Annotated in this window: 19 protein-coding genes, 2 tRNA genes and 1 pseudogene; 19 read left to right on the plus strand and 3 right to left on the minus strand. The window is 54.5% G+C overall.

Annotated elements, in window-relative coordinates:
• Position 1: 1 nt before the first annotated feature.
• The 13 genes from glmM (at position 2) to J9885_RS09765 (ending at position 13220) form a co-directional block, all read left to right on the plus strand.
• Positions 2-1336, plus strand: a complete 1335-nt coding sequence (gene glmM / locus J9885_RS09705; RefSeq protein WP_210549172.1) for a phosphoglucosamine mutase — start codon at positions 2-4, stop codon at positions 1334-1336.
• Between the two features lie 131 nt (positions 1337-1467).
• A complete protein-coding gene (gene tpiA / locus J9885_RS09710; RefSeq protein ID WP_043762232.1) occupies positions 1468-2232 on the plus strand; it encodes a triose-phosphate isomerase in 765 nt (254 codons plus the stop codon).
• Positions 2233-2559 carry a preprotein translocase subunit SecG gene (secG, locus tag J9885_RS09715; protein WP_010633113.1) on the plus strand — a complete coding sequence of 109 codons (327 nt, stop codon included), beginning with the start codon at positions 2233-2235 and terminating at the stop codon, positions 2557-2559.
• A 7-nt stretch (positions 2560-2566) separates the two neighbouring features.
• Positions 2567-2651: transfer RNA gene (locus J9885_RS09720), tRNA-Leu, on the plus strand.
• A 92-nt stretch (positions 2652-2743) separates the two neighbouring features.
• Positions 2744-2820: transfer RNA gene (locus J9885_RS09725), tRNA-Met, on the plus strand.
• A gap of 166 nt (positions 2821-2986) precedes the next feature.
• Positions 2987-3445 (plus strand): ribosome maturation factor RimP, encoded by a 459-nt coding sequence (gene rimP / locus J9885_RS09730; RefSeq protein WP_025326064.1) that lies wholly within the window; start codon positions 2987-2989, stop codon positions 3443-3445.
• 14 nt (positions 3446-3459) lie between these two features.
• Positions 3460-4962, plus strand: a complete 1503-nt coding sequence (gene nusA / locus J9885_RS09735; protein WP_043762228.1) for a transcription termination factor NusA — start codon at positions 3460-3462, stop codon at positions 4960-4962.
• 20 nt (positions 4963-4982) lie between these two features.
• The gene (gene infB / locus J9885_RS09740) at positions 4983-7685 is read left to right on the plus strand and encodes a translation initiation factor IF-2 (RefSeq protein ID WP_043762227.1); all 2703 of its coding nucleotides are present in this window, start codon (positions 4983-4985) and stop codon (positions 7683-7685) included.
• A gap of 55 nt (positions 7686-7740) precedes the next feature.
• Entirely contained in the window at positions 7741-8175 is a 435-nt protein-coding gene (gene rbfA / locus J9885_RS09745; RefSeq protein WP_043762225.1) for a 30S ribosome-binding factor RbfA, read from the plus strand.
• Between the two features lies 1 nt (position 8176).
• Positions 8177-9127 carry a tRNA pseudouridine(55) synthase TruB gene (gene truB, locus J9885_RS09750; protein ID WP_043762224.1) on the plus strand — a complete coding sequence of 317 codons (951 nt, stop codon included), beginning with the start codon at positions 8177-8179 and terminating at the stop codon, positions 9125-9127.
• 135 nt (positions 9128-9262) lie between these two features.
• Positions 9263-9532 carry a 30S ribosomal protein S15 gene (gene rpsO, locus J9885_RS09755; protein ID WP_043762221.1) on the plus strand — a complete coding sequence of 90 codons (270 nt, stop codon included), beginning with the start codon at positions 9263-9265 and terminating at the stop codon, positions 9530-9532.
• 180 nt (positions 9533-9712) lie between these two features.
• Positions 9713-11860, plus strand: a complete 2148-nt coding sequence (gene pnp / locus J9885_RS09760) for a polyribonucleotide nucleotidyltransferase (RefSeq protein ID WP_043762220.1) — start codon at positions 9713-9715, stop codon at positions 11858-11860.
• A gap of 142 nt (positions 11861-12002) precedes the next feature.
• Positions 12003-13220, plus strand: coding sequence for an MFS transporter (locus J9885_RS09765; RefSeq protein WP_210549174.1), 1218 nt, complete (start codon positions 12003-12005; stop codon positions 13218-13220).
• A 3-nt stretch (positions 13221-13223) separates the two neighbouring features.
• Here J9885_RS09765 and J9885_RS09770 read toward each other — a convergent pair whose 3' ends face one another.
• A complete protein-coding gene (locus tag J9885_RS09770) occupies positions 13224-13577 on the minus strand; it encodes a DsrE/DsrF/TusD sulfur relay family protein (protein WP_210549176.1) in 354 nt (117 codons plus the stop codon).
• A 163-nt stretch (positions 13578-13740) separates the two neighbouring features.
• On the opposite strand from J9885_RS09770, the gene J9885_RS09775 reads away from it, so the two are divergent.
• Positions 13741-14133 (plus strand): DUF1090 domain-containing protein, encoded by a 393-nt coding sequence (locus tag J9885_RS09775; protein WP_210549177.1) that lies wholly within the window; start codon positions 13741-13743, stop codon positions 14131-14133.
• Positions 14134-14183: 50 nt separating this feature from the next.
• Here J9885_RS09775 and J9885_RS09780 read toward each other — a convergent pair whose 3' ends face one another.
• Both J9885_RS09780 and yegQ read right to left on the minus strand, forming a co-directional pair.
• Positions 14184-14432, minus strand: a complete 249-nt coding sequence (locus tag J9885_RS09780) for a YfhL family 4Fe-4S dicluster ferredoxin (RefSeq protein WP_043762214.1) — start codon at positions 14430-14432, stop codon at positions 14184-14186.
• Between the two features lies 1 nt (position 14433).
• Positions 14434-15798, minus strand: coding sequence for a tRNA 5-hydroxyuridine modification protein YegQ (yegQ, locus tag J9885_RS09785; RefSeq protein ID WP_134695359.1), 1365 nt, complete (start codon positions 15796-15798; stop codon positions 14434-14436).
• Positions 15799-16742: 944 nt separating this feature from the next.
• Between yegQ and iteA the strand changes: the two genes are divergently transcribed.
• The 5 genes and pseudogenes from iteA (at position 16743) to J9885_RS09810 (ending at position 23605) form a co-directional block, all read left to right on the plus strand.
• Positions 16743-17900, plus strand: coding sequence for an anti-phage ATPase IteA (gene iteA / locus J9885_RS09790; protein WP_118854724.1), 1158 nt, complete (start codon positions 16743-16745; stop codon positions 17898-17900).
• Positions 17872-20154 (plus strand): S8 family anti-phage peptidase IteS, encoded by a 2283-nt coding sequence (gene iteS, locus J9885_RS09795; RefSeq protein WP_210549179.1) that lies wholly within the window; start codon positions 17872-17874, stop codon positions 20152-20154. The genes iteA and iteS overlap by 29 nt, the downstream gene beginning before the upstream one ends.
• Positions 20155-20445: 291 nt before the next feature.
• Positions 20446-21134: pseudogene (locus J9885_RS09800) on the plus strand (IS3-like element ISAs22 family transposase); the annotation flags it as partial.
• Between the two features lie 450 nt (positions 21135-21584).
• A complete protein-coding gene (locus J9885_RS09805; protein WP_210549180.1) occupies positions 21585-22265 on the plus strand; it encodes an SLATT domain-containing protein in 681 nt (226 codons plus the stop codon).
• 8 nt (positions 22266-22273) lie between these two features.
• Positions 22274-23605 carry a reverse transcriptase domain-containing protein gene (locus J9885_RS09810; protein ID WP_210549182.1) on the plus strand — a complete coding sequence of 444 codons (1332 nt, stop codon included), beginning with the start codon at positions 22274-22276 and terminating at the stop codon, positions 23603-23605.
• Positions 23606-23678: the final 73 nt, after the last annotated feature.

Raw genomic sequence — 23678 nt, forward strand, 5'->3', positions numbered from 1 at the left:
AATGACCAGAAAGTATTTCGGCACCGACGGCGTGCGCGGCAAGGTAGGGGAATACCCGATCACCCCGGATTTCGTGATGAAGCTGGGCTGGGCTGCGGGCAAGGTGCTCTCCCAGAAGGGGACCCGAAAGGTACTGATTGGCAAGGACACCCGGATCTCCGGTTACATGCTGGAGTCAGCCCTGGAAGCGGGTCTCTCCGCCGCCGGTCTCAAGGCCATACTGATGGGCCCCATGCCCACTCCCGCCGTTGCCTACCTGACCCGTACCTTCCGTGCCGAGGCAGGCATCGTCATCAGCGCCTCCCACAATCCCTATTACGACAACGGCATCAAGTTTTTCTCCGCAGATGGCACCAAGCTGCCCGATGATGTCGAGCTGGCCATCGAAGCCGAGCTGGACAGCGAGCTCAAGTGCGTGGAGTCAGCGGAGCTTGGCAAGGCACAGCGCATCGACGATGCGGCCGGCCGCTACATCGAGTTCTGCAAGAGCACCTTCCCGAGCAACCTCAGCCTGGAAGGGCTGAAGATGGTGGTGGATTGCGGTCATGGCGCCACTTATCACATCGCCCCTTCCGTGTTCCGCGAGCTGGGGGCCGAGGTGATCGCCATCGGTTGCAGCCCGGATGGTCTCAACATCAATGATGGTGTCGGCTCCACCGCCCCGGAGGCGCTGGCGGCCAAGGTGCTGGAGTGCAAGGCCGACCTCGGTGTCGCCTTCGACGGTGACGGCGATCGCTTGGTGATGGTGGACAGCACCGGCTACATCATCGACGGGGACGAGATCCTCTATATCATCGCCCGGGATGCCCTGCGCAACGGCCGCCTCAAGGGGGGGGTTGTCGGCACCCTGATGGCCAACATGGGTCTGGAGCTGGCGCTGCAGACCCTCGGCATCCCATTCGCCCGTGCCAAGGTCGGTGACCGCTACGTGCTGGAGATGATGAACGAGAAGGGGTGGCGCATCGGTGGCGAGAACTCCGGCCACATCATCTGCCTGGATCAGACCACCACGGGGGATGGCATCGTCGCCGCTCTGCAGGTGCTGACCGCCATTTGCACCGCGGAGATGCCGCTGGCCAAGCTGCGCTCCGGCATGAGCAAGTTCCCACAGGTACTGGTGAACGTCCGCTTTGCCGAAGGCAAGGATCCCCTGGCGGCAGAAGCCGTTCAGCAGGAAGTGGCCAAGGTGGAGGAGGAGCTCGCGGGCCGAGGTCGCGTCTTGCTGCGCAAATCCGGCACCGAGCCCCTGATCCGGGTCATGGTGGAAGGTGAACACGAGCAGCAGGTGCGTGACATGGCAGAGCGCATCGCCCAACGGGTCGAATCGGCGCTTTAATGAGCAGTCAAGGCGGCTTTTTAGTCGTCTTGGTTGTATCTTGTTCAAACGATTCGAAAATTTGAAAATAGCACTTGTCAGCTGAACATCCTCTGGATATTATCAGCCCCGCTTTCGCAAGGGAGTTGCCGATGGGACATCGCAAGCCGTTTGTAGCAGCCAACTGGAAGTTACACGGTAGTAGGTCACGGTTAGAACAGTTTGCCGGTCAGTGCCTAGCGCACATAGATGAGCGAGTAGATGTGGTCTTGTGTCCATCCCATGTGCATCTCGACTTCACGGCCGCTTTGCTCGGTGAGCAGGTGGTGATGAAGTTGGGGGCTCAGAATGTGAGTCAGCATAGACAGGGCGCTTATACGGGGGAGGTCTCGTGTGAGATGCTAGTCGAGGCACGGTGCCAATATGTATTGGTTGGCCACTCCGAGCGCAGGCGTCTCTTTGGTGAGACCAGTTTTATCGTAGCGGAGAAGTTCGCGGCAGTCAGAGCGGCAGGCCTGATACCCATCCTCTGTTTGGGGGAGTCAGGAGCGGCGAGACAGGCAAGAAGAACCTTCGAGGTGATTGCCGAAGAACTGGATATCGTCATAGAGAAAAATGGCGCGATGGCTTTCGATAATGCTATCATCGCCTACGAGCCGATTTGGGCTGTAGGTACAGGTAAATGCGCCACACCCGAGCAGGCACAAGAGGTTCATTCCTTTATACGTGGTCGCTTGGCGGAGGATACTCCGGTAATAGGTGAGAAAGTTAGAATCATCTATGGTGGGAGCGTGACGCCGACCAATGCACGAGATTTGTTTGCCCAGCCCGACATCGATGGCGGTCTGATAGGCGGAGCGAGTCTTGATGACAAAGCGTTTTTAGGAATCGTTGAAGCGGCAAAGGGTGCAAGTTAAATGTACGAGATTCTTTTGGTCGTTTATCTGCTGGTATCGCTGGCTCTGATTGGTCTGGTGATGATTCAGCAAGGTAAAGGGGCTGATATGGGCGCCTCCTTCGGCGCAGGGGCATCGAATACCGTATTCGGCTCCGGTGGTTCAGGCAGCTTCCTGACCCGCACAACAGCGATTTTGGCTACTCTGTTCTTCTTGATTAGCTTGGTTCTGGGTTCCATGTCCAGTAACAAGGTCAAACAGGGTAGTGAATGGGAAAATCTGCAACAGACTCAACAGGTTGAGCAGAGCAAAGCGCCAGTGAAGAAAGATACTGACGTTCCCGAGTAAGAGTTTTGCCGTGGTGGTGGAATTGGTAGACACGCTATCTTGAGGGGGTAGTGCTCTAGGGTGTGCGGGTTCGAGTCCCGCCCACGGCACCAATTAAGCAGTAAGCCCGGGTGACCGGGTGTGTTATAGCTAGTCAGTCTTGTGTGACGAGAATGGAGTGGCTATAATCTCGCACGATTTCGGACGCGGGGTGGAGCAGCATGGTAGCTCGTCGGGCTCATAACCCGAAGGTCGTCGGTTCAAATCCGGCCCCCGCAACCAAATTTCACGCATTTCCTACGCTCAGGAAGGCGGTCGCTGCGAGGCGACAATCAGGGTAAAGCGCCAAGCCCCGATTTGACATCGGGGCTTTTTGTTATGTGCAATTTACTCTGTTTCCATCTCTATCTGGGCTTTATGCCCTTTTTTTGTTTTTCGGAGGGTGACTTTGGCTACGTTGGAACAACGTTTGACCGATCTGCTCGAGGCTCCTGTCGTTGCCTTGGGTTTTGAACTGTGGGGTGTCGAGTTTATCCGTGCGGGTAAGCATTCGACCCTGCGCGTTTTCATCGACTCGGAACAAGGCGTGACGGTGGAAGACTGTGCCGAGGTGAGCCGCCAGGTTGGCGCCATCATGGACGTCGAAGACCCCATCACCGAGGAGTACTACCTCGAGGTGTCCTCCCCGGGTCTGGATCGTCCGCTGTTCAAGGTCGCCCAGTTCGAAAAATACGTTGGCCAAGAGGCGGCGGTTTCGCTTCGGATGGCAACAAACAACCGCCGCAAGTTCAAAGGCGTAATCAAAGCCGTGCAGGGCGACATGATCACCCTGACGGTAGATGGTAAGGACGAGGTGTTGGCTTTCACCAATATCCAAAAAGCGAACATAGTGCCGAACTTTGGTTAACGAGGCTATCGGATATGAATAAAGAGATTTTGCTGGTCGTTGACGCTGTGTCCAACGAGAAGGCTGTCCCCCGCGAGAAGATCTTCCAGGCTCTGGAGACTGCGCTGGCGACTGCGACCAAGAAAAAATATGAAGGCGAGATTGAAGTACGTGTCGAAATCGATCGCAAGACCGGCGACTACGACACCTTCCGCCGCTGGGTCGTCATCGCGGATCAGGCCGCCATGGAGAACCCCTACGCCGAAATCACCCTGGAAGCGGCCCAGATCGAGCAGCCGGATATCCAGATCGGTGACTATGTGGAAGATCAGATCGATTCCGTGACCTTCGATCGCATCACCACCCAGACTGCCAAGCAGGTCATCGTGCAGAAAGTGCGCGAGGCCGAGCGTTCCCAGGTCGTTGATCAGTTCAAGGACAAGGAAGGCACCATCATCAGCGGCGTGGTCAAGAAGAGCAACCGCGACAACGTGATCCTGGATCTGGGCAGCAATGCCGAGGCCGTGATCTTCCGCGACGACATGCTGCCGCGCGAAACCTTCCGCCCGGGTGACCGTATTCGCGGTCTGCTGTACGCAGTGCGCCCGGAAGCCCGTGGTTCCCAGCTGTTCGTCAGCCGCTCCAGCCCGGACTTCCTCAAAGAGCTGTTCCGCATCGAAGTGCCGGAGATCGGCGAAGAGATGATCGAAATCATGGGCGCTGCCCGTGATCCGGGTTCCCGCGCCAAGATCGCGGTCAAGACCAACGATCGCCGCATCGATCCGATCGGTGCCTGTATCGGCATGCGCGGTGCCCGCGTTCAGGCGGTTTCCGCCGAGCTGAGCGGCGAGCGCGCCGACATCGTGCTGTACGATGACAACCCGGCCCAGTACGTGATCAACGCCATGGCCCCGGCCGATGTGGCCTCCATCATCGTCGATGAAGACAACCACACCATGGACATCGCCGTGGAGGCCGCCAACCTGGCCCAGGCCATCGGTCGCAATGGTCAGAACGTGCGTCTGGCCTCCCAGCTGACCGGTTGGGAGCTGAACGTGATGACCGTCGAGGACATGCGTGCCAAGCACCAGGCCGAAAACGACCGCATCATGACCCTGTTCACCAGCACCCTGGACATCGACGACGATTTCGCCGGCCTGCTGATGGAAGAAGGCTTCTCCACCCTGGAAGAGATCGCCTTCGTGCCGGTCAACGAACTGCTGGCCATCGACGGTCTGGATGAAGACATGGTCGAAGAGCTGCGCAAGCGTGCCAAGGATGCCCTGACCACCAAGGCCCTGGCCAAAGAAGAATCCTTTGAAGGTGTTGAACCTTCCGAAGACCTGCTCAATCTGAACGGCCTCGGCCGTGACATGGCGTACGCCCTGGCCGCTCGCGGCATCGGCACCCTAGAAGATTTGGCAGAGCAAGGCATTGATGACCTTGCCGACATCGAAGGGCTGACCGCCGAGAAGGCAGGTGAGCTGATTATGGCTGCTCGCAATATCTGTTGGTTCGGAGAAGAGCAGTCTAGTTAAGATCAAACGGAGGAAAATGAATGGCAGAAGTATCAGTCAAACAACTTGCCACTGACATCGACACACCGGTTGATCGTCTTCTCCAGCAGTTTGTCGATGCCGGTATCAGCAAGAGCAAGGCCGACGACATGGTCAGCGAGTCTGAAAAGCAGACTCTGCTGGCCCATCTGAAGAAACAGCATGGAGGTGACGAGGTTGCCGCCCCTGCCCGCATGACCTTGCAGCGCAAGACCAAGAGCACCCTGAGTGTTCAAGGTACTGGCGGCAAGAACAAGGAAGTGCAGGTAGAAGTGCGCAAGTCTCGCACCTATGTAAGACGCTCGGCGCTGGAAGATGAACAGCGTCAGGCGGAAGCCGAGGAAAAAGCGCGTTTGGAAGCAGAAGAAACAGCTCGTCGCGAGGCCGAAGAGAAGGCCCGTCTCGACGCTGAAGAGAAGGCTCGCCGTGAGGCTGAGCAGGCTCGTCGTGAAGCTGAGGAAAAGGCGCGGATCGAGGCACAACAAAAGGCTCGACAGGCTCAACAGCCCGCCAAAGCAGCCAGTAGCACAGCTCAGCAAGAGGCAGAAAAGATGGCCAAGCGCGAAGCAGAAGAACTGAAGCGCCAGCAGGAACAGACAGCTTTGCAAAAAGCTGAAGAACTCGCCGCGAAGAAAGCCGAAGAGGCTCGTCTCATGGCGGAACAGAACGCGGCCCGTTGGGCCGAGGAAGAGGCGGCTCGTGCCAAAGAGAGCAGCGATTACCATCTGACCACCAACAAGCACGCGCAAGCGGCGGAAGATGAGCTGGATCGCAAGGAAGAGAGCAGCCGCCGCACGGCTGCCGCTGCCAAGGCTCCGAAGAAGGTCGGCCGTCGTGAAGATGACCGCAATGATCGCAACTCCCGCGATCCGCGCGCTCGCAAGGGCAAGCGTGGCAAGATGGCCATGCCGAACGCCATGAAGCACGGCTTCAACAAGCCGGCGGCCGTGGTCAACCGTGACGTCGTCATCGGCGAGACCATCACAGTCGCAGAGCTTGCCAACAAGATGGCCGTCAAGGGTGTCGAAGTCATCAAGGTGATGATGAAGATGGGCGCCATGGCCACCATCAACCAGGTGATCGATCAGGAAACTGCTCAGCTGGTCGCCGAGGAGATGGGCCACAAGGTGGTGCTGCGTCGCGAGAACGAGCTGGAAGAGGCGGTGCTGTCCGACCGTGACGAGACCTCCGAAGCCAAGCCGCGCGCGCCGGTCGTGACCATCATGGGTCACGTCGACCACGGCAAGACGTCTCTGCTGGACTACATCCGCAAGGCCAAGGTTGCCGCGGGCGAAGCCGGTGGCATTACCCAGCACATCGGTGCTTACCACGTCGAAACCGACAGTGGCATGATCACCTTCCTGGATACCCCGGGTCACGCGGCGTTTACCTCCATGCGTGCCCGTGGTGCCAAGGCGACCGACATCGTGGTACTGGTCGTGGCTGCCGATGACGGCGTCATGCCGCAGACCATCGAAGCCATCCAGCACGCCAAGGCTGCCGAAGTGCCCCTGGTCGTGGCGGTCAACAAGATCGACAAGCCGGAAGCGGATCCCGATCGCGTCAAGACCGAGCTGGCCCGTTACAACGTCATGTCCGAAGACTGGGGTGGCGATTGCCAGTTCGTGCACGTCTCCGCCAAGTCCGGTGAAGGCATCGACGACCTGCTGGAAGCCATCCTGATCCAGGCTGAAGTGCTGGAGCTGAAGGCCGTGGTTGACGGCATGGCCAGCGGCGTCGTGATCGAGTCCTTCCTGGACAAGGGCCGTGGCCCGGTTGCTACCGTGCTGGTACAAGAAGGTACCCTGCGTCAGGGCGACATCGTTCTGTGCGGTCTGGAGTACGGCCGTGTGCGCGCCATGCGTGACGAACTGGGTCGCGAGATCAAGGAAGCGGGTCCGTCCCTGCCGGTGGAAATCCTCGGCCTGTCCGGTGTTCCCTCTGCCGGTGACGAAGCCACCGTCGTACGTGACGAGAAGAAGGCCCGCGAAGTGGCACTCTATCGTCAGGGCAAGTTCCGCGAAGTCAAGCTGGCTCGCCAGCAGAAGGCCAAGCTGGAGAACATGTTCGCCAACATGACCGAGGGCGAAGTGTCCGAAGTGAACGTGGTGATCAAGGCCGACGTACAGGGTTCCGTGGAAGCGATCTGCGATGCCCTGGTCAAGCTCTCCACCGAAGAGGTGAAGGTGAAGATCGTCGGCTCCGGTGTCGGTGGTATCACCGAGACCGACGCGACCCTGGCTGCCGCTTCCAGCGCCATCCTGGTGGGCTTCAACGTCCGTGCCGACGCCTCTGCCCGCAAGGTCATCGAGGCCGAGAGCCTGGATTTGCGTTACTACTCCGTCATCTATGACCTGCTGGACGAAGTGAAGCAGGCCATGAGCGGCATGCTGGCCCCCGAGTACCGTCAGGAGATCATCGGTCTGGCGGAAGTGCGCAGCGTCTTCAAGTCGCCGAAGTTTGGCGCCGTGGCCGGCTGTATGGTCACCGAAGGTGTGGTCAAGCGTTCCAACCGCATTCGCGTTCTGCGCGACAACGTGGTTATCTATGAAGGCGAGCTGGAATCCCTGCGTCGCTTCAAGGATGACGTCAACGAAGTCAAGAACGGCTACGAGTGTGGTATCGCGGTCAAGAACTACAACGACGTGCGTGAAGGCGACCAGATCGAAGTTTACGAGACCGTTGAAATCCAACGGACTCTGTAAGCCAAGAGTCAGATTAAATAGGGGGCCGCGGCCCCCTTTTATCGCAGGATAGAATATGGCCAGAGAATTTAGCCGGACCCGTCGGGTCGGACAGCAGATCCAGCGCGAAATCGCGCTCATTCTGCAGCGCGAGGTGAAAGACCCGCGTATCGGCATGGTGACCGTTTCCGATGTGGAAGTGTCCCGTGACCTCAATTATGCCAAGGTGTATGTCACCTTCTTGCAGCTGGAAAACGATGCCGAGCGCATCAAGGAAGGGCTCAAGGCGTTGACCGAAGCGGCCGGTTACATCCGCAGCCTGCTGGGCAGTGCCATGCGTCTGCGCGTGGTGCCGGAGCTGCGCTTCTTCTACGATCAGACCCTGGTTGAGGGGATGCGTCTCTCCAACCTGGTGACCAATACCATCCGTGAGGACCAGCGCCGCATGACCGAAGCCGGTCGTGACGAGGAGCAAGCCGCGCCGGATGACACTACTGAGGACAAAGCCTGAGATGTCCCGAAGACGTCGTTTCAAGGGCCGTGACGTACACGGCATCCTGCTGCTGGACAAGCCCACCGGCCTGACTTCCAACGATGTGTTGCAGAAGGTCAAGCGGATCTACAACGCCGCCAAGGCCGGCCACACCGGTGCCCTGGATCCCCTGGCGACCGGCATGCTGCCGATCTGCCTGGGCGAAGCCACCAAGTTCTCCCAGTACCTGCTGGAGGCGGACAAGCGCTATGAGGTGACCGCCAAGCTCGGCGAGCGCACCAACACCAGCGACTCCGATGGCGAAGTGGTTTCCACCCGTCCGGTGGACGTGGCCGTGGGCACCCTGATCGAGGCGCTGGACCAGTTCCGCGGCCCCATCATGCAGGTGCCGTCCATGTACTCCGCCCTCAAGCACAATGGCCGCCCGCTCTACGAGTACGCCCGCGAAGGCATCGAGATCGAGCGGGAAGCCCGTCCCATCACCATCTTCGAGCTCAAGCTGCTCGGGTTTGAAGGGAACGAGGTGAAGCTGGAAGTGCACTGCAGCAAGGGCACCTATATCCGCTCCCTGGTGGACGACCTCGGTGAAGTGCTGGGCTGTGGCGCCCACGTCACCCAGCTGCGCCGTACCCAGGTGGCCAGCTATCCGTACGATCGGATGCTGACCCTGGAGCAGCTCGAGTGCATCTTCGAGCAGGCCAAGGCCGAGAGCATCCCGCCGCGGGAGCAGCTGGATCCCCTGTTGCTGCCGATGGATACCGCCGTGGCGTCCCTGCCCGAGGTGAACATGCAGGTGGCCGTGGCCGCCTACGTGAACCAGGGTCAGGCCGTGCAGGTGGCCGGTAGCCCGCAGAGCGGCCAGGTCCGCATGACGGTCGGCCCGGAGCGCGAGTTCATCGGGGTGGGTGAGATCGACGACGAAGGGCGCGTGGCGCCCAAGCGTCTGGTGCGCTACCACGACGAGGAGTGATCCTCCGGCGGTCATGGACTGCCGCCCCTTTTTCTCGTTGCGAAAAGGGGCGGCTGCGATTATGATACCGCCCTCATTTCACGGCTGAATTAGAGATTGGCTGTGAACCTTTAAACACTCTACTGGAGTAACATCATGTCTCTAAATGCTGAGATCAAAGCGCAAATCGTTGCCGACAACGCTCGTGGCGCCAACGACACCGGTTCCCCCGAAGTGCAGGTTGCCCTGCTGACTGCCCAGATCAACCATCTGCAAGGTCACTTCAAGGAGCACGCCAAGGATCACCACGGTCGTCGTGGTCTGCTGCGCATGGTTTCCCAGCGTCGTAAGCTGCTGGACTACCTGAAGCGTAAAGATACCGAGCGTTATGCTGCTCTGATCGCCAAGCTGGGTCTGCGTCGTTAATCGACCATCAGATTTCGCGAAAAAGGGGAACCTCCGGGTTCCCCTTTTTTATTGCTCTTCTCAAGCGGGATGCGGGCCGTTGCCTGCCTCACAGAATTAACGTCTCCGCTTACCTTTTGATGCGAATCAAGTATACTTGCACGCGAATTTAAAGCGCCAAATTGTAAAAAGGAAATTCACGTGAATCCTATTGTAAAGTCATTCCAGTACGGTCAACACACCGTCACACTGGAAACCGGTGTGATGGCCCGTCAAGCCACTGCGGCCGTCATGGTCAGCATGGACGATACCTGTGTCTTCGTGACCGTCGTTGGCAAGAAAGAGGCCGATCACGGCCGTGATTTCTTCCCGCTGACCGTCAACTACCAGGAGCGTACCTATGCTGCTGGTCGCATCCCGGGTGGTTTCTTCCGTCGCGAAGGCCGTCCGAGCGAAGGCGAGACCCTGATCTCCCGTCTGATCGACCGTCCCATTCGTCCGCTGTTCCCGGAAGGCTTCCTCAATGAGGTTCAGGTGGTTGCCACCGTCATGTCCGTGAACCCGGCCGTCTCTCCCGACATCGTTGCCATGATCGGTGCCTCCGCGGCGCTGGCCATCTCCGGCATCCCGTTCGGCGGCCCGATCGGTGCAGCCCGCGTGGGTTACATGAACGGCCAGTACGTGCTGAACCCGACCACCACCGAACTGCCCCAGAGCGATCTGGACCTGGTGGTTGCCGGTACCGCCAACGCCGTGCTGATGGTGGAATCCGAAGCGGCCATCCTCTCCGAAGAGGTGATGCTGGGTGCCGTGGTCTACGGTCATGAGCAGATGCAGGCCGTTATCAACGCCATCAACGAATTTGCTGCCGACGTCGGCACCAAGCCGTGGAACTGGACTGCGCCTGCTGTCAACGAAGCGCTGAAAGCCAAGGTTGCCGAGCTGGCCACCAGCGATCTGGGTGAAGCCTACCGCATCACCGAGAAGGCCGTGCGTTACGAAACCATCGGTGCCATCAAGGCTCGCGTGGTTGAGCAAGTCATCGCTTCCGGCGTGGAAGAAGATGCCAAGAAGATCGGCGAAGAGTTCCACAGCCTGGAAAGCCGCATCGTCCGTGGTCGCGTCGTTCGTGGCGAGCCGCGCATCGATGGCCGGGATCCCGAGATGATCCGCGCCCTGTCCGTCGCCACCGGCGTACTGCCGCGCGCCCACGGCTCGGCCCTGTTCACCCGTGGTGAAACCCAGGCCATGGTCGTTGCGACCCTGGGTACCGAGCGTGACGCCCAGAACATCGACGAGCTGACCGGGAACCGCGCCGATCGCTTCATGCTGCACTACAACTTCCCGCCATACTGCGTCGGTGAGACCGGCATGATGGGCAGCCCGAAGCGCCGCGAAATCGGTCACGGCCGTCTGGCCAAGCGCGGCGTTGCTGCCGTGATGCCGAGCGCCGACGAGTTCCCGTACGTGGTGCGCGTGGTCTCTGAAATCACCGAATCCAACGGCTCCTCCTCCATGGCCTCCGTCTGTGGTTCCTCCCTGGCGCTGATGGACGCCGGTGTGCCGATCAAGGCCTCCGTCGCCGGTATCGCCATGGGTCTGGTGAAGGAAGAAGAAGGTTTCGTCGTGCTGTCCGACATCCTGGGTGACGAAGATCACCTGGGCGACATGGACTTCAAGGTAGCCGGTACCACCGAAGGTGTAACTGCCCTGCAGATGGACATCAAGATCGAAGGCATCACCAAAGAGATCATGGAGATTGCCCTGAAGCAAGCTCGTGGTGCTCGCCTGCACATCCTGAAAGTGATGGACGAAGCCATCCAGGCTCCGCGTGCCGAGATCTCCGATTTCGCCCCGCGCATCCACACCATCAAGATCAACCCGGAGAAGATCAAGGATGTCATCGGCAAGGGTGGTTCCGTGATCCGCGCCCTGACCGAAGAGACCGGCACCAACATCGAGCTGGATGATGACGGTACCGTCCGCATCGCCGCCGTTGACGGTGACGCTGCCAAGGAAGCGATCCGCCGCATCGAGGCCATCACCGCCGAGATCGAAGTGAACCGCATCTACGAAGGCAAGGTCGTTCGTCTGGCCGACTTCGGCGCCTTCGTCAACATCCTGCCGGGCAAAGACGGTCTGGTACACATCTCCCAGATCACCGATGCACGCGTGCAGAACGTGGCCGACTACCTGAAGATCGGTGACGTGGTGAAGGTGAAGGTACTGGAAGTGGACCGTCAGGGCCGCGTACGTCTCTCCATCAAGGAAGCGAACGCCCCGACCGAAGCCGCTGCTCCGGCTGCTGATGCCGCTCCGGTTGCTGCCGAAGCGCCTGCTGCTGAATAAGCCGCCGCTCGTTGAAAAAGCCGACCTCTTGGTCGGCTTTTTTTATGTCTGCGCCATGCCCCTGGAAGGGGATGACTTGTTCCTTTTGGCGCCAATTGTTATAAGGGACGACTCTCCTCCGGTTGTCATAAGGACGTGCAACATGTCGTGGGCCTCTCTCAGGCTGTTTACTCCCCTGGTCTGGATCGTCATCCTGGGCACCTTCATGGTGCGCACCACCTTCTTCATGGTCTGGCCCTTTCTCTCCATTCTGCTCTACCGTGACTACGGCCTGTCGGCAACCTTGATCGGCGCCATCCTGGGGGCCACGGCGGCGCTCTCCACCCTGGTGAGCTTCTACGGGGGCTGGCTGTCGGACAAGTGGGGAAGGCGCAATATCCTGCTGTTTGGCTGCGTCATCTCCGCCGCAAGCGTGGCGCTGCTCGGCCTCTCCCATCAGGTGACCTGGCTGGCCATCGGGGTGATCGGCAGCGGCCTCTCCTACGGGCTCATCGACTCGCCGGGCAAGGCGCTGATGGCCGACAACCTGGCCGAGCCCAAGGCCCGCGAGCTGGCGCTGCATCTGCGTTACTTCCTGCTGAACCTGGGGGCGGCCATCGGCCCTCTGCTCGGGGTCACCTATGGCCTGAGCGCACGGCAGGAAACCTTCCTGCTGCTCAGTGCCAGCTACCTGCTGCTCGCGATCGTCTTCGCCACCGGCTTCCGGCTGGCCCGCTGCCAGGCAAGCCAGGCCGCCGGGCCCGGCATGCGCGCCGTGTTGCGGGTGCTCTGGCAGGACAGGGGCTTCCTGCTGTTGACGATGGCAAACCTCTTGCTGATGCTGGTCTATGCCCAGTTCGAGTCGCCGCTCATCCAGTATCTGACTCGCTCGGGGACGCCGGAGGTGGAGCGACTCATCGGCTGGCTGGTCACGACCAATGCGCTGACCATAGTGATCCTGCAGTTCCCCCTGCTGCACCTGACGGCGGCCTGGCCGACCCGGCGCAGGCTGCAACTCGGGGTGGCGCTCTTTCTCGGCGCCCAGCTGCTGTTTGCGCTCGGGGATACCGCCATCTGGTGGCACTGGATAGTGGCGGTGGTCCTCTTGAGCGTCGGGGAGTGCATCCTCTTTCCTCTGCTCAACGTGCTGGTCGATCAGATGGCGCCGAGCCACCTGAAGGGCAGCTACTTCGGCGCGGCTTCCATTTCCGGGCTCGGGATCGCCATGGGGGCCCTGCTGGGAGGCTGGATCCTGGCCCACTGGGGAGGCGCCATCCTCTACGCCCTGATGGCGCTGCTCTGCCTGATGATCCTGATGCTCTATGGCCTGAGCACCCGGATCCCGAGACCCACGTTGGCCAGTGCCAGAGCCGGATCCTGATGGTTAGAAGGTCAGCACCTTGTCGGCGGCCAGGGTCCACTGGGCCAGCAGGGGCAGGGTACCTATCTCGATGCCCTCGATGAGGGGCAGGGGGGTGATGCCGCGGGCATCGCTGCAGCTCTTGCACAGCCGGATCCGGGTGCCCTGGGCCAGCAGGATCTCCAGCATCTGGCGCAGGTGGTAGCCTTCGGCAGGGGCCTGCCCCGGGAGGGCGGCGCAGACGGCATCCGACATCAGGAAGAGGTTGAGCTCTATCTTCTCCTGCTCGTGGAGGGCTATCCCGAGGCGAAGGGCGTTGAACAGGGACTCGCTGCCGTAGGGGGCGCCGTTGGCGACGATGAGGATCTGTGGGGTCATGGAAGGGCTCCTGGCTGAAAAGGGCATTGTAGCGTCACCGACGTGGCGCAGGCTTTGATGCAATGCAAGACCTTGTCGTAACCCCGGCCCCCGCGCCTTGACCTGCAAGGGGGAGTCAGGTCTCATGGGCGGCCATCCAGTATGACAGAACAAAGAGGTCGTTATGTGGAAGATTGCCGGGATCGGCTTGCTGCTGTTGGCCGGGCAGGCCTATGGCAGTGAGAGCGTCGGCTGCAAGGCGAAGCACCAGGCGGTGACGGAGCAGCTCGCGTTCGCCAGAGCGCATGACAACGCAGAGCGGGTGGCCGGCCTGGAGCAGGCCCTGCGCAACATCGAAGCGCACTGTACCGACGCGGGGCTCCTCGAGGAGCAGCGGCAGCGGGTCGCCAAACTGCAGGAGGAGGTGGAAGCGCGCCTCGCGGATCTGCAGAGTGCGCGGGTGGCGGGCAAGCCGGACAAGATAGCCAGGAAGCAGGCGAAACTCGAAGCCTCCCAGACCGAACTACTGGAGGCCCAGCGCGAACTCGAGGCATTGCAGAAGCTGGTCAAATCCTGAAGCGCGTATCGATGCGCATAAAAAAGCCGGGGCAATCCCGGCTTTTTTATTTACTGCCTGTGCATCCGCACGAACTTTTCCATCAGCTGATCTTCCGTCTCCACGTGGGCGGGATCCCAAATGATGCAGTCGATGGGGCAGACGCTGATGCAGGTCGGCTTCTCGTAGTGACCGACGCATTCGGTGCAGCGATCCGGATCTATCTCGTAGATCTTGTCCCCCAGGCTGATGGCCTGGTTCGGACACTCGGGATCGCACATGTCACAGTTGATGCACTTGTCGGTGATGAGCAGGGACATCTCAGGCGGCCGAGTGAGGCTGGCGGGTATCCTGACGCTCGCCGAGGTTGCGCAGCAGGATGCCGTAGTTCACGTCGATCTCCTTGGGCACCGGCACATAGACCACGTGGCCGTTGCCCGGCGCGGTGTCGATGAGCTCGCCCTTGCGGTTCTGCATCTGCTCCAGATTGAAGCTGAGGTTGCCTTGCGGGGTCATCAGCTCCAGGCTGTTGCCCAGCAGGAACTTGTTCTTCACCTCGACCTCGACCATGTCACCGTTGCGACCGGTGATCTCGCCGACGAACTGCTGGGTGTCGGAGACCGAGTAACCGTAGTCGTAGTTCTGGTATTCGCTGTGGTTGTGACGGCGCAGGAAGCCCTCGGTGTAGCCGCGATGGGCCAGGTTCTCGAGGGTGCCCATCAGGGTCGGATCGAACGGCCGGCCGGCCACTGCATCATCGATGGCCTTGCGATAGACCTGGGCGGTGCGTGCGCAGTAGTAGAAGGACTTGGTACGCCCTTCGATCTTGAGGGAATGCACGCCCATCCTGGTCAGGCGCTCCACGTGCTCGACGGCGCGCAGATCCTTGGAGTTCATGATGTAGGTGCCGTGCTCGTCCTCGAATGCGGTCATGAACTCGCCAGGGCGGTTGGACTCTTCCAGCAGCACCAGGGCATCGGTCGGCTTGCCGGCGCCCAGGGTCGGGTCGACCTTCTGTACGGCGATGGGCTCCTGACGGTGGACGATCTGTCCCACCTCGTCTTCCTTGCCCTCGTGTACCTTGTACTCCCAGCGGCAGGAGTTGGTACAGGTGCCCTGGTTGGGGTCACGCTTGTTGATGTAGCCGGAGAGCAGGCAGCGGCCGGAGTAGGCCATGCACAGGGCGCCGTGGACGAAGACTTCCAGCTCCATCTCCGGCACCTGCATGCGGATCTCCTCGATCTCGTCCAGGGAGAGCTCGCGGGAGAGGATGGCGCGGGTCAGGCCCATCTGATGCCAGAACTTCACCGTGGCCCAGTTGACCGCGTTGGCCTGCACCGAGAGGTGGATGGGCATGTCGGGGAAGGCTTCGCGCATCATCATGATGAGACCGGGGTCGGACATGATGAGGGCATCCGGCTTCATCTCCACCACGGGACGCATGTCACGGATGAAGGTCTTGAGCTTGGAGTTGTGGGGCTGGATGTTGGCCACCACGTAGAACTGCTTGCCCAGGGCATGGGCCTCGTTGATGCCGAGTTGCAGGTTCTCGTGATCGAATTCGTTGTTGCGTACCCGCAGACTGTAGCGGGGTTGGCCCGCATAGACGGCGTCGGCGCCATAGGCATAGGCGTAACGCATGTTCTTGAGGGTCCCGGCGGGGGAGAGCAATTCTGGTCTGAACATGTTGGACTCTTCTATCTGATTGCAAATCAGGACGACTCTACCTAATAGAGTCTAATAAACAATAACTTAACGCACTTTTCTTTGCGTGTATAGTCGTGTGTAGTTGGGGGCTCCCAACACGTCAAGATTTTACCACCAAACCAAGCTGCCAGCCACGCACACCGCTTTGCTGAGTTGATTTCGGTGCAACTGTACTAACAGGGCGTTAGGTTGCAACACGACATCCCACTTCGAATGAGTCCTGTTGAGGCTGCTCTGATTCATCAGCTCATCATCACCGACAACCATGAGCTATTTGGAAAGGAGTAACTAGCTGATTCGAGATCAACAGGCACGATTAGTCTCATGGGTAGGGTCAATATTTGTTTTTGCGGACAGCGAGTTAAACTGAAATGTGACAACGACAGGTAGTTATGGGGGACAAGAGATACCCTAATGGCAGTCTCTTGGGTGTGGCCCCATGCAGCGTAAGCTGCAAGATCACAAGAATCCTCCGAAACGAAAATGAGTATCCACTAAATGGCCCGTCTCACAACCTATGTCTGAACCAGGTCCCTAGTAAATCAATACTTCAGCATATCCTCCACGGCGGCTAACCGGCCTCGAAAGACGCGATATTCCTTATCATGCTCTAAATCAAGTAGCCTTCATTCTTATCACAGCAATTCTTATTTTTGGCGTGTTTGTCAAGTCCTAACCTTCAAGCTCTCGTGACTTTCTGGTCAATAAAAAGCTTCTAGATCGATGAAGAGCCTTAATCGAGGCTTGTTTGATGTGCCTGTAAGCTGAGTGTCTAGGATTAGCCTGCTCCAGCCGATGTCACTCAAGCGGAACTATCAAACCAAAATTCGAAACAAAACACAGAAAAACTGAAACAAAATCCGAGAATTTCGTGGCAGGAGTGCGCTACAATGAAACGATGCGACGACTGAGATTCATTTGTTATGGAACATTTATCTGAGATTCTTAAAATTCTGGATGGAGCGCTGAAAGCAAATGCAAGTATGGCTACAAACTATGCGGGCTTATTGGCTGATAAACTTGAGCAGAGTGGAGAGACTCGCCAAGCTCTCATGATAAGAGAGCGACTAGCGCGGGCTCCAGCAGCTCTTGCAAGTGCTCAGGATGCATCTAGAGGGATCAGCTTTGGTAACTTGCCAGTTGATGGGGAAAGTCGCTTACACACTGTTGACGTTAGCCATCCGATACTAGGCGAGACGAATTTGTTGCTCCCCAGTGCAATTGAAGAACGAGTATCTGAATATTTAGTGAATATCAATCACTATGATGACTTGGCTAAAGCTGGAGTAGCAATGCCGAGCAGGCTGCTTGTGTACGGCCCTCCAGGCACAGGGAAAACTAGACTCGCTCGTTATGTTGCTGCACGGCTTGAACTTCCTCTTCTAACTGTTCGGTGCGATACATTGGTTAGTAGCCTACTGGGACAAACAAGCCGTAACTTACGCAGAGTGTTTGAATATTCCCAGCAATCTCCATGCATCCTCTTTCTCGATGAGTTTGATGCACTCGCTGGAGCTCGCGGTAATGAAAGGGATGTTGGTGAACTACAACGAGTAGTCATTGCTTTGTTGCAGAATATTGATGCCCTTCCTGATTCAACAATCTTGGTTGCTGCCACAAATCATGATCAGTTACTAGACCCAGCCATTTGGCGGCGTTTTGGCTTTCGCATTCCAATGCCAGCTCCTGATGACTCACTAAGATGTCTGCTATGGGAGCAATTTTTGAAGCCATTTGCACCAACTGGATTAGACATGGATGGGCTTGTAGTTGCTTCCGAAGGAGTTACTGGTGCCAATATCGAGCAGATATGCTTAGATGTAAAACGTAATGTAGTTCTTTCTGGAGCATCAGAAATTGATGAAGCTCAACTTTTTCGTCGCTTGGGATTGACGATTGCACTAGCTAATGGAATTCTCTTATCAACAATTGAGTCTGAAATTAGATGGCTGAGAGCTTGGGATTCAAAGAGATTTTCCTATAGGAGTCTAGCTAAACTCTATAAGATCTCCACTCGCCATGTTACCAATGTTCTTAAGGAGATGAACTTAAATGGCGAAGAAATCTGCTCCACCGTCTAGAGAAGGGTTGAAAGCAAAAGTAGAAAACCCATTTATACATGTTCCCTTTTCAAGCCAAGACCTTGGTTCAATTGATCGAAATGGTGGCGGTGGTGGAAAGATTCTCGTTGAGATAAATGATAACTATAGACAGAATCTTGCCAAGAGCTTGGATATCGCAGCAGGTCATCTTTTGGATGAGCAAAGGCAGCACCCAGGATACCAGTCTACCATTATCTTTAAACTCAGAGATATTGGTATAGCTAAGACTCATAGACCCATAACTGTAACTGCTGAGTCAGGACTTGCCTCAGCAGGTCATGCTGCAATAAATGAAATGCTGGTTTCGGGTGGTAGAGAGTCGCTTGATAAATTAAGAGATATAATTCTTAAGAGAAATACCAAAGCGATTCAAGCAAATCTGAGTGCTATTGAGACCATTGAACCTTGGACTCGTCAGAAACGTAACCCAGAAGGCGTTGACTATTTGTTAGAAAGAGGCCGGGCGATAATAAGACTGTTTCAGTATGCGAAGGATGATTTTAACGTAAGTAATTACAATGGAGTTATTAGTCTATTCCGTTATCTGGGGATAAAGGGGTGTGAATTACAACGTCACCGTGGGCTTCCACTTTTCTCTGTGGATAAGTTAGATCTTTTAGATAAAGATAAACTTGAGTTTCTTCTAACATATCCAGGAATGAGGCAGATTATTGCCGAGCCAATCTTTAGGTCGTCAATGCTTATATCTAGTAATTTCAATGCTGACCTGAAAGCAGATTCATCAATCCCTAATTTGTCAATGACACCTACTGTTGCAGTTTTTGATACTGGTGTTAGCCCTAATGCGAGCGCTATATCAGGTTGGATCATATCTAAAGATACATATATTCTTCCACCTGATACTGATTATGCTCATGGCACAGCAGTGGCGTCTTTGGTATCTGCGGGTTCTCATTTTAATAAAGGAAATTCTTGGCTCCCGAATACTCAGTGTACAGTACATGATGTTATTGCACTGGAAGTAAATGGATCTTCCATGAGTGATCTTGAGCTTCGCTTACGTGAGGCAGTACGAAAAAAACCAGAAATAAAGGTCTGGAATTTGTCTCTCGGCGCACAGGCTTGCAGCGAGACTGAGTTTAGTGATTTTTCTATGTTACTTGACGAACTCAGTGATGAATATGGGATTTTATTTGTCGTCGCTGCGGGAAATTATATTGATATTCCTCGCCGAAGTTGGCCTAATCCCGCGATAAAAACTGATCGAGTATCAATCCCTGGTGAGTCAGTGAGGGCATTGACGGTTGCATCAATAACACATGCTGATGGTTCTGGTGCATTATCCATGGTTGGAGAACCAGCCCCCTATTCACGTCGTGGTCCTGGTCCAGTATTTACACCTAAACCTGATATATGTCATGTGGGTGGTGGGGTACACACCCCATGGGCTGCTGGCTCAAGCAGCTTGAATGTGTTAACACCATACAATCAACTCACAGGTAATTTTGGCACTAGCTTTGCTGCACCCGTTGCTTCCAGCATGGCGGCACATGCATGGCAAGCCATTTCTGAGCATCCGGAGTTAACTCCTAACCCTTCATTAATCAAAGCATTGATGATTCACTCAGCTCAATTATCATCGCCAGATTATAGCCCTTTTGAACGCCGATACTTCGGCTCTGGTAGACCAGATGACATTATGGGTGTACTTTTTGATAGTGACGACAGTTTCACCCTTGTGTTCGAAGCAAATCTTATTCCTGGAATGAGATGGCGGAAACCAAATTATCCTATCCCATCCTCACTAATAAAAGATGGAAAGTTTCGTGGGGAAATAGTTATAACTGCCACTTATGCACCACCTCTAGACCCTAGTGCAGGGAGTGAATATGTTAGAGCGAATGTTGAGCTAAGCTTTGGTGTTTTAGATGGCGACAATATAACGGGACGGGTTCCCATGGAAGGAGAGGATGGTGACAGTGGTTACGAGATCGCTCAGATTGAGCATGGAGGAAAGTGGTCTCCAGTTAAAATTCATAGAAAAAGGTTCCCAAGAGGGTGTGAAGGGGAAAACTGGGCTCTTCAAGCAGGACTAACATTACGAGCTTTTGAAGCACCTCTACAAGATGCTTTGCCTGTTTCAATTATCGTCACACTAAGGTCTCTAGATGGCGATCCTAATGTCCATTCTGACGGGATTAGGGCATTACAGTTGAATAACTGGGTTCATAATCAACTACCAGTCCACGTACCTGTTACAGTGCAAGCATAATACTTACTTCATATTGAGGTCGTCTTTCATGACGGCCTCAATACTGAATTTTTTCATATTATTATAGGCATTAAAATTAGGCACAGTCCCAATTACGTGTTGGAAGGCTAGTCTTGGAATAGGTCATCACCTTGAGGGCATTCATCATGGATACCCAAGATTTCCAACATCTCCTTACCCTGTTCCCACAACTCTTTGTTCGACAAAGACATATTGCTCAGGTAATCCCCCCGAAAAACTGAGGTGCTCATAAGTAGAATTTTCTCGTATCTTGAACGCAGGAGGTTCTACATGAAAACATCACGCTTTAGCGATGCACAGATCATCGCCATCCTCAAGCAGGCCGAGTCTGGTTCACCCGTCCCTGAGCTCTGCCGTGAGCATGGCATCAGCTCCGCCACCTTCTACAAGTGGCGCTCCAAATTCGGTGGCATGGATGCCTCTCTCATGGCGCGCCTCAAAGAGCTGGAAGAGGAAAATCGTCGCCTTAAGAAGATGTATGCCGAGGAGCGCCTAAAGGCTGAGATCATCTCCGAGGCGATGGCAAAAAAGTGGTGACGCCATCTGCCCGCAGGGAGATGGCGACCAAGGCTGTGGCTCATTACGCCATTTCTATCCGTCTGGCTTGCCAGGTGTTCAAGGTGAGCGAGGGTTGCTACCGTTATCAGCCCGTGCTGGCTGATGAAAACCAGGAGATTGCCGACTGGCTGCTGCGCCTCACCGCCAACCAGCGCAACTGGGGTTTCGGACTGTGCTTCCTGTACCTGCGTAACGTCAAAGGCTTTGGCTGGAACCACAAGCGGGTCTACCGGATCTATCGGGCGCTAGAGCTCAATCTGCGGATAAAACCCAAGAAGCGGCTAGTGCGGGCCAAGCCGGAGCCGTTGGCAGTCCCTGACCAACCGAATCACTGTTGGTCGATGGACTTTATGCATGACCAGCTCAGCGATGGTCGTTCGGTGCGGTTGTTTAATGTGATCGATCATTCCGCACCTAATTTTTGCATTTTAAATGGTGATGACGTTCACACAAGCAGAATCGAATTGAGAAAACCAGTGACTTCACTCACCTTGCCACGTAATAATACTCCGTTGAGTAACAGTTCACATCATTTCACGGGGGGGAAGTATGAATCTGAGCATTTTAACTTTTGCCACCGCCTCCACTGCCAGCACCTCAATGTTGCCATTTGTTGTGAGCGTGTAGGCATCGTCGCCGGAAAAAAATCCCCAATCAGGTGCGGGATGTCGGATGAAGAACAACTGCGCCATTTTACATTGATTCCATTTGACTATGCCTTTAGCATAATGAAACTCCCGAGGTGTAGAGGAGATCGTATAGATAGCCTCTGCTGTCCAGCAATGGATGACAGTAACAGAGAAACGTGCTTCTGCTCGTTTGGTTAACCTGCTTGCTCCAGCAAGCGATAGATGCTCATAGATGAGACCTCGGGAGCCCATTCTGGAGATGAACTAGTGTTACAAGAAACTCTTAAAGCAAGAATATGGTGGACCAGTAGAGCAAGAATGCAGACTGAGAAAAGGTTGTTATCCAATCATTTTCAAACTCAAGTTGTTTTACTTTATTACTCGTTTTTCTCTACATGTATAGCTGTTTATTATTTGAAATTTGATAATGCCAATGATTTGGCTAACGTCAGCTGGCTTTCCTTTTCTATTCTAACAATGATTGCATCTATATTTATTAGCACCCTAAGATATAAAGAACGAGCTGATAGTGTAAAGCAATGCTATGAGTCCTTGACGTCAATATACAGTCGCATTCATCAAGAAACTTCCCTCTCAGAGTTATATGAAATCGAAGATAAATATAATTACACCTGTTCACTTTGCGAGAATCACTCATCTTCCGATTATGGTGCTGCGATCATCAGTGAATATTCAAAAAACGATAAAGATGGCAGACAGCGCTTAAGTAAAAAGCCAACGTGTCATCTTCGGATAGAAAATAACGTAAATAAAATAAAACGTCTTGTGCTATTGATTGCAATATATTCCCTGCCAATTATAGTGCTTCTATTGCCGTCATACATAGCACCTTCCACACAAACTTATAAAATTGAAATTCCTTCGCTTCATTATGTGCGGTGACAATAAAAATGAAATCAAAGTCATTTGAGAGTTTTTTTGAAGTAGAGAGGCTTGAAAAATGCTATTCCGAGAAAATAGCTAAATCCATGTCTTCTGGGATTGATAATGTCACTCACGAAATCTTTAGCCAAACCTTAGAGCGAGAACTGACAACAATAAATAGGAAGGTGTTAAACGATAAATATCGTTTCACAAACTATAAACTAAAACTAATCAGTAAAGGAAGAGGGAAGATACCAAGAGAGATTTCCATTCCAACGATCAGAGATAGAATTACCTTGCGGTGTCTTTGTGATTATCTTCTCGATACATATAAAGAAAGTATAACACAAGCACTACCGCAACAAATGATTAAGGATGTCATTTCAACAATAGATGATTTCGATACGTTTATTAAACTCGATGTGAAGGATTTTTACCCTAGCATCAGGCATGATATTTTAAGTTCGATATTGGAAACAAATATACCAAAGAGCGCTTGCAGGCTTATCATGGCCGCAGTCTCCACTCCCACTGTCAGTTGTGCAGGAGGAGCAAGTACCCCAAGCTTTATTGGCGTTCCACAGGGAACATCAATTTCTAATATCCTTGCATATATATATCTTTTTGATACAGACAAAAAATACCATTATCAAAAAACGTGTAAATACTTTAGGTATGTTGATGATATTCTAGTTTTGTGCCAACACTCCGATAGTCATAATATTGCAGATAGTTTAAAATCTGACTTTGTAAGTTTAGGCCTAAATACACATGAAATAACAACTTCCTCTGAGAAGTCAAAGATTGGCTCTACTACAGAAAAACTTTCATATCTTGGTTATGAACTCAGTTACAAGAACCACAAACGGATTATTTCATCCAGAAAAAGCTCTGTAGATAACCTTAAGAACTCCCTGGCATCGATATTTACCTCATATAAATATGCCAAAGATAAAAGAATCGAATATCTAAACTGGAGATTACATCTTAGAATAACTGGGTGCATATATGAAAAACAATGCAAAGGATGGTTGTTCTTTTTTTCTGAGATGAATGACTTCTCTCAACTTTACATCCTCGATAATTATGTAAAGAAACTAATTGCTAGATATAAAGTTCCAGCTTCCCCACCTAGCTTCAGCAAGGCAATTCATGAAATTAAGCACAATAGATACGAATCAAAAACAATCATGAATTACGATCTATTTGATGTTAAAGATATGCGTAAATTTCTTATCGAGGTTTTTGGTATAAAAAATATTGCAGCAGCAAGGGATAGCGACATTGAAGCTTTGTTTCATAAAAAAATGAGGCGAGAAACAACAGACCTTTTAGTCGACATACAAAGCTTTAGCTAGGGAAGGTGCGAATAAGTCATATGGCACGAGAGCATTTACTGGTAACCCATTGATATTAAATGACTAAAATTTT

This window comes from Aeromonas sp. SrichE-2G, from assembly GCF_017939565.1.
Lineage (GTDB): Bacteria > Pseudomonadota > Gammaproteobacteria > Enterobacterales > Aeromonadaceae > Aeromonas > Aeromonas taiwanensis.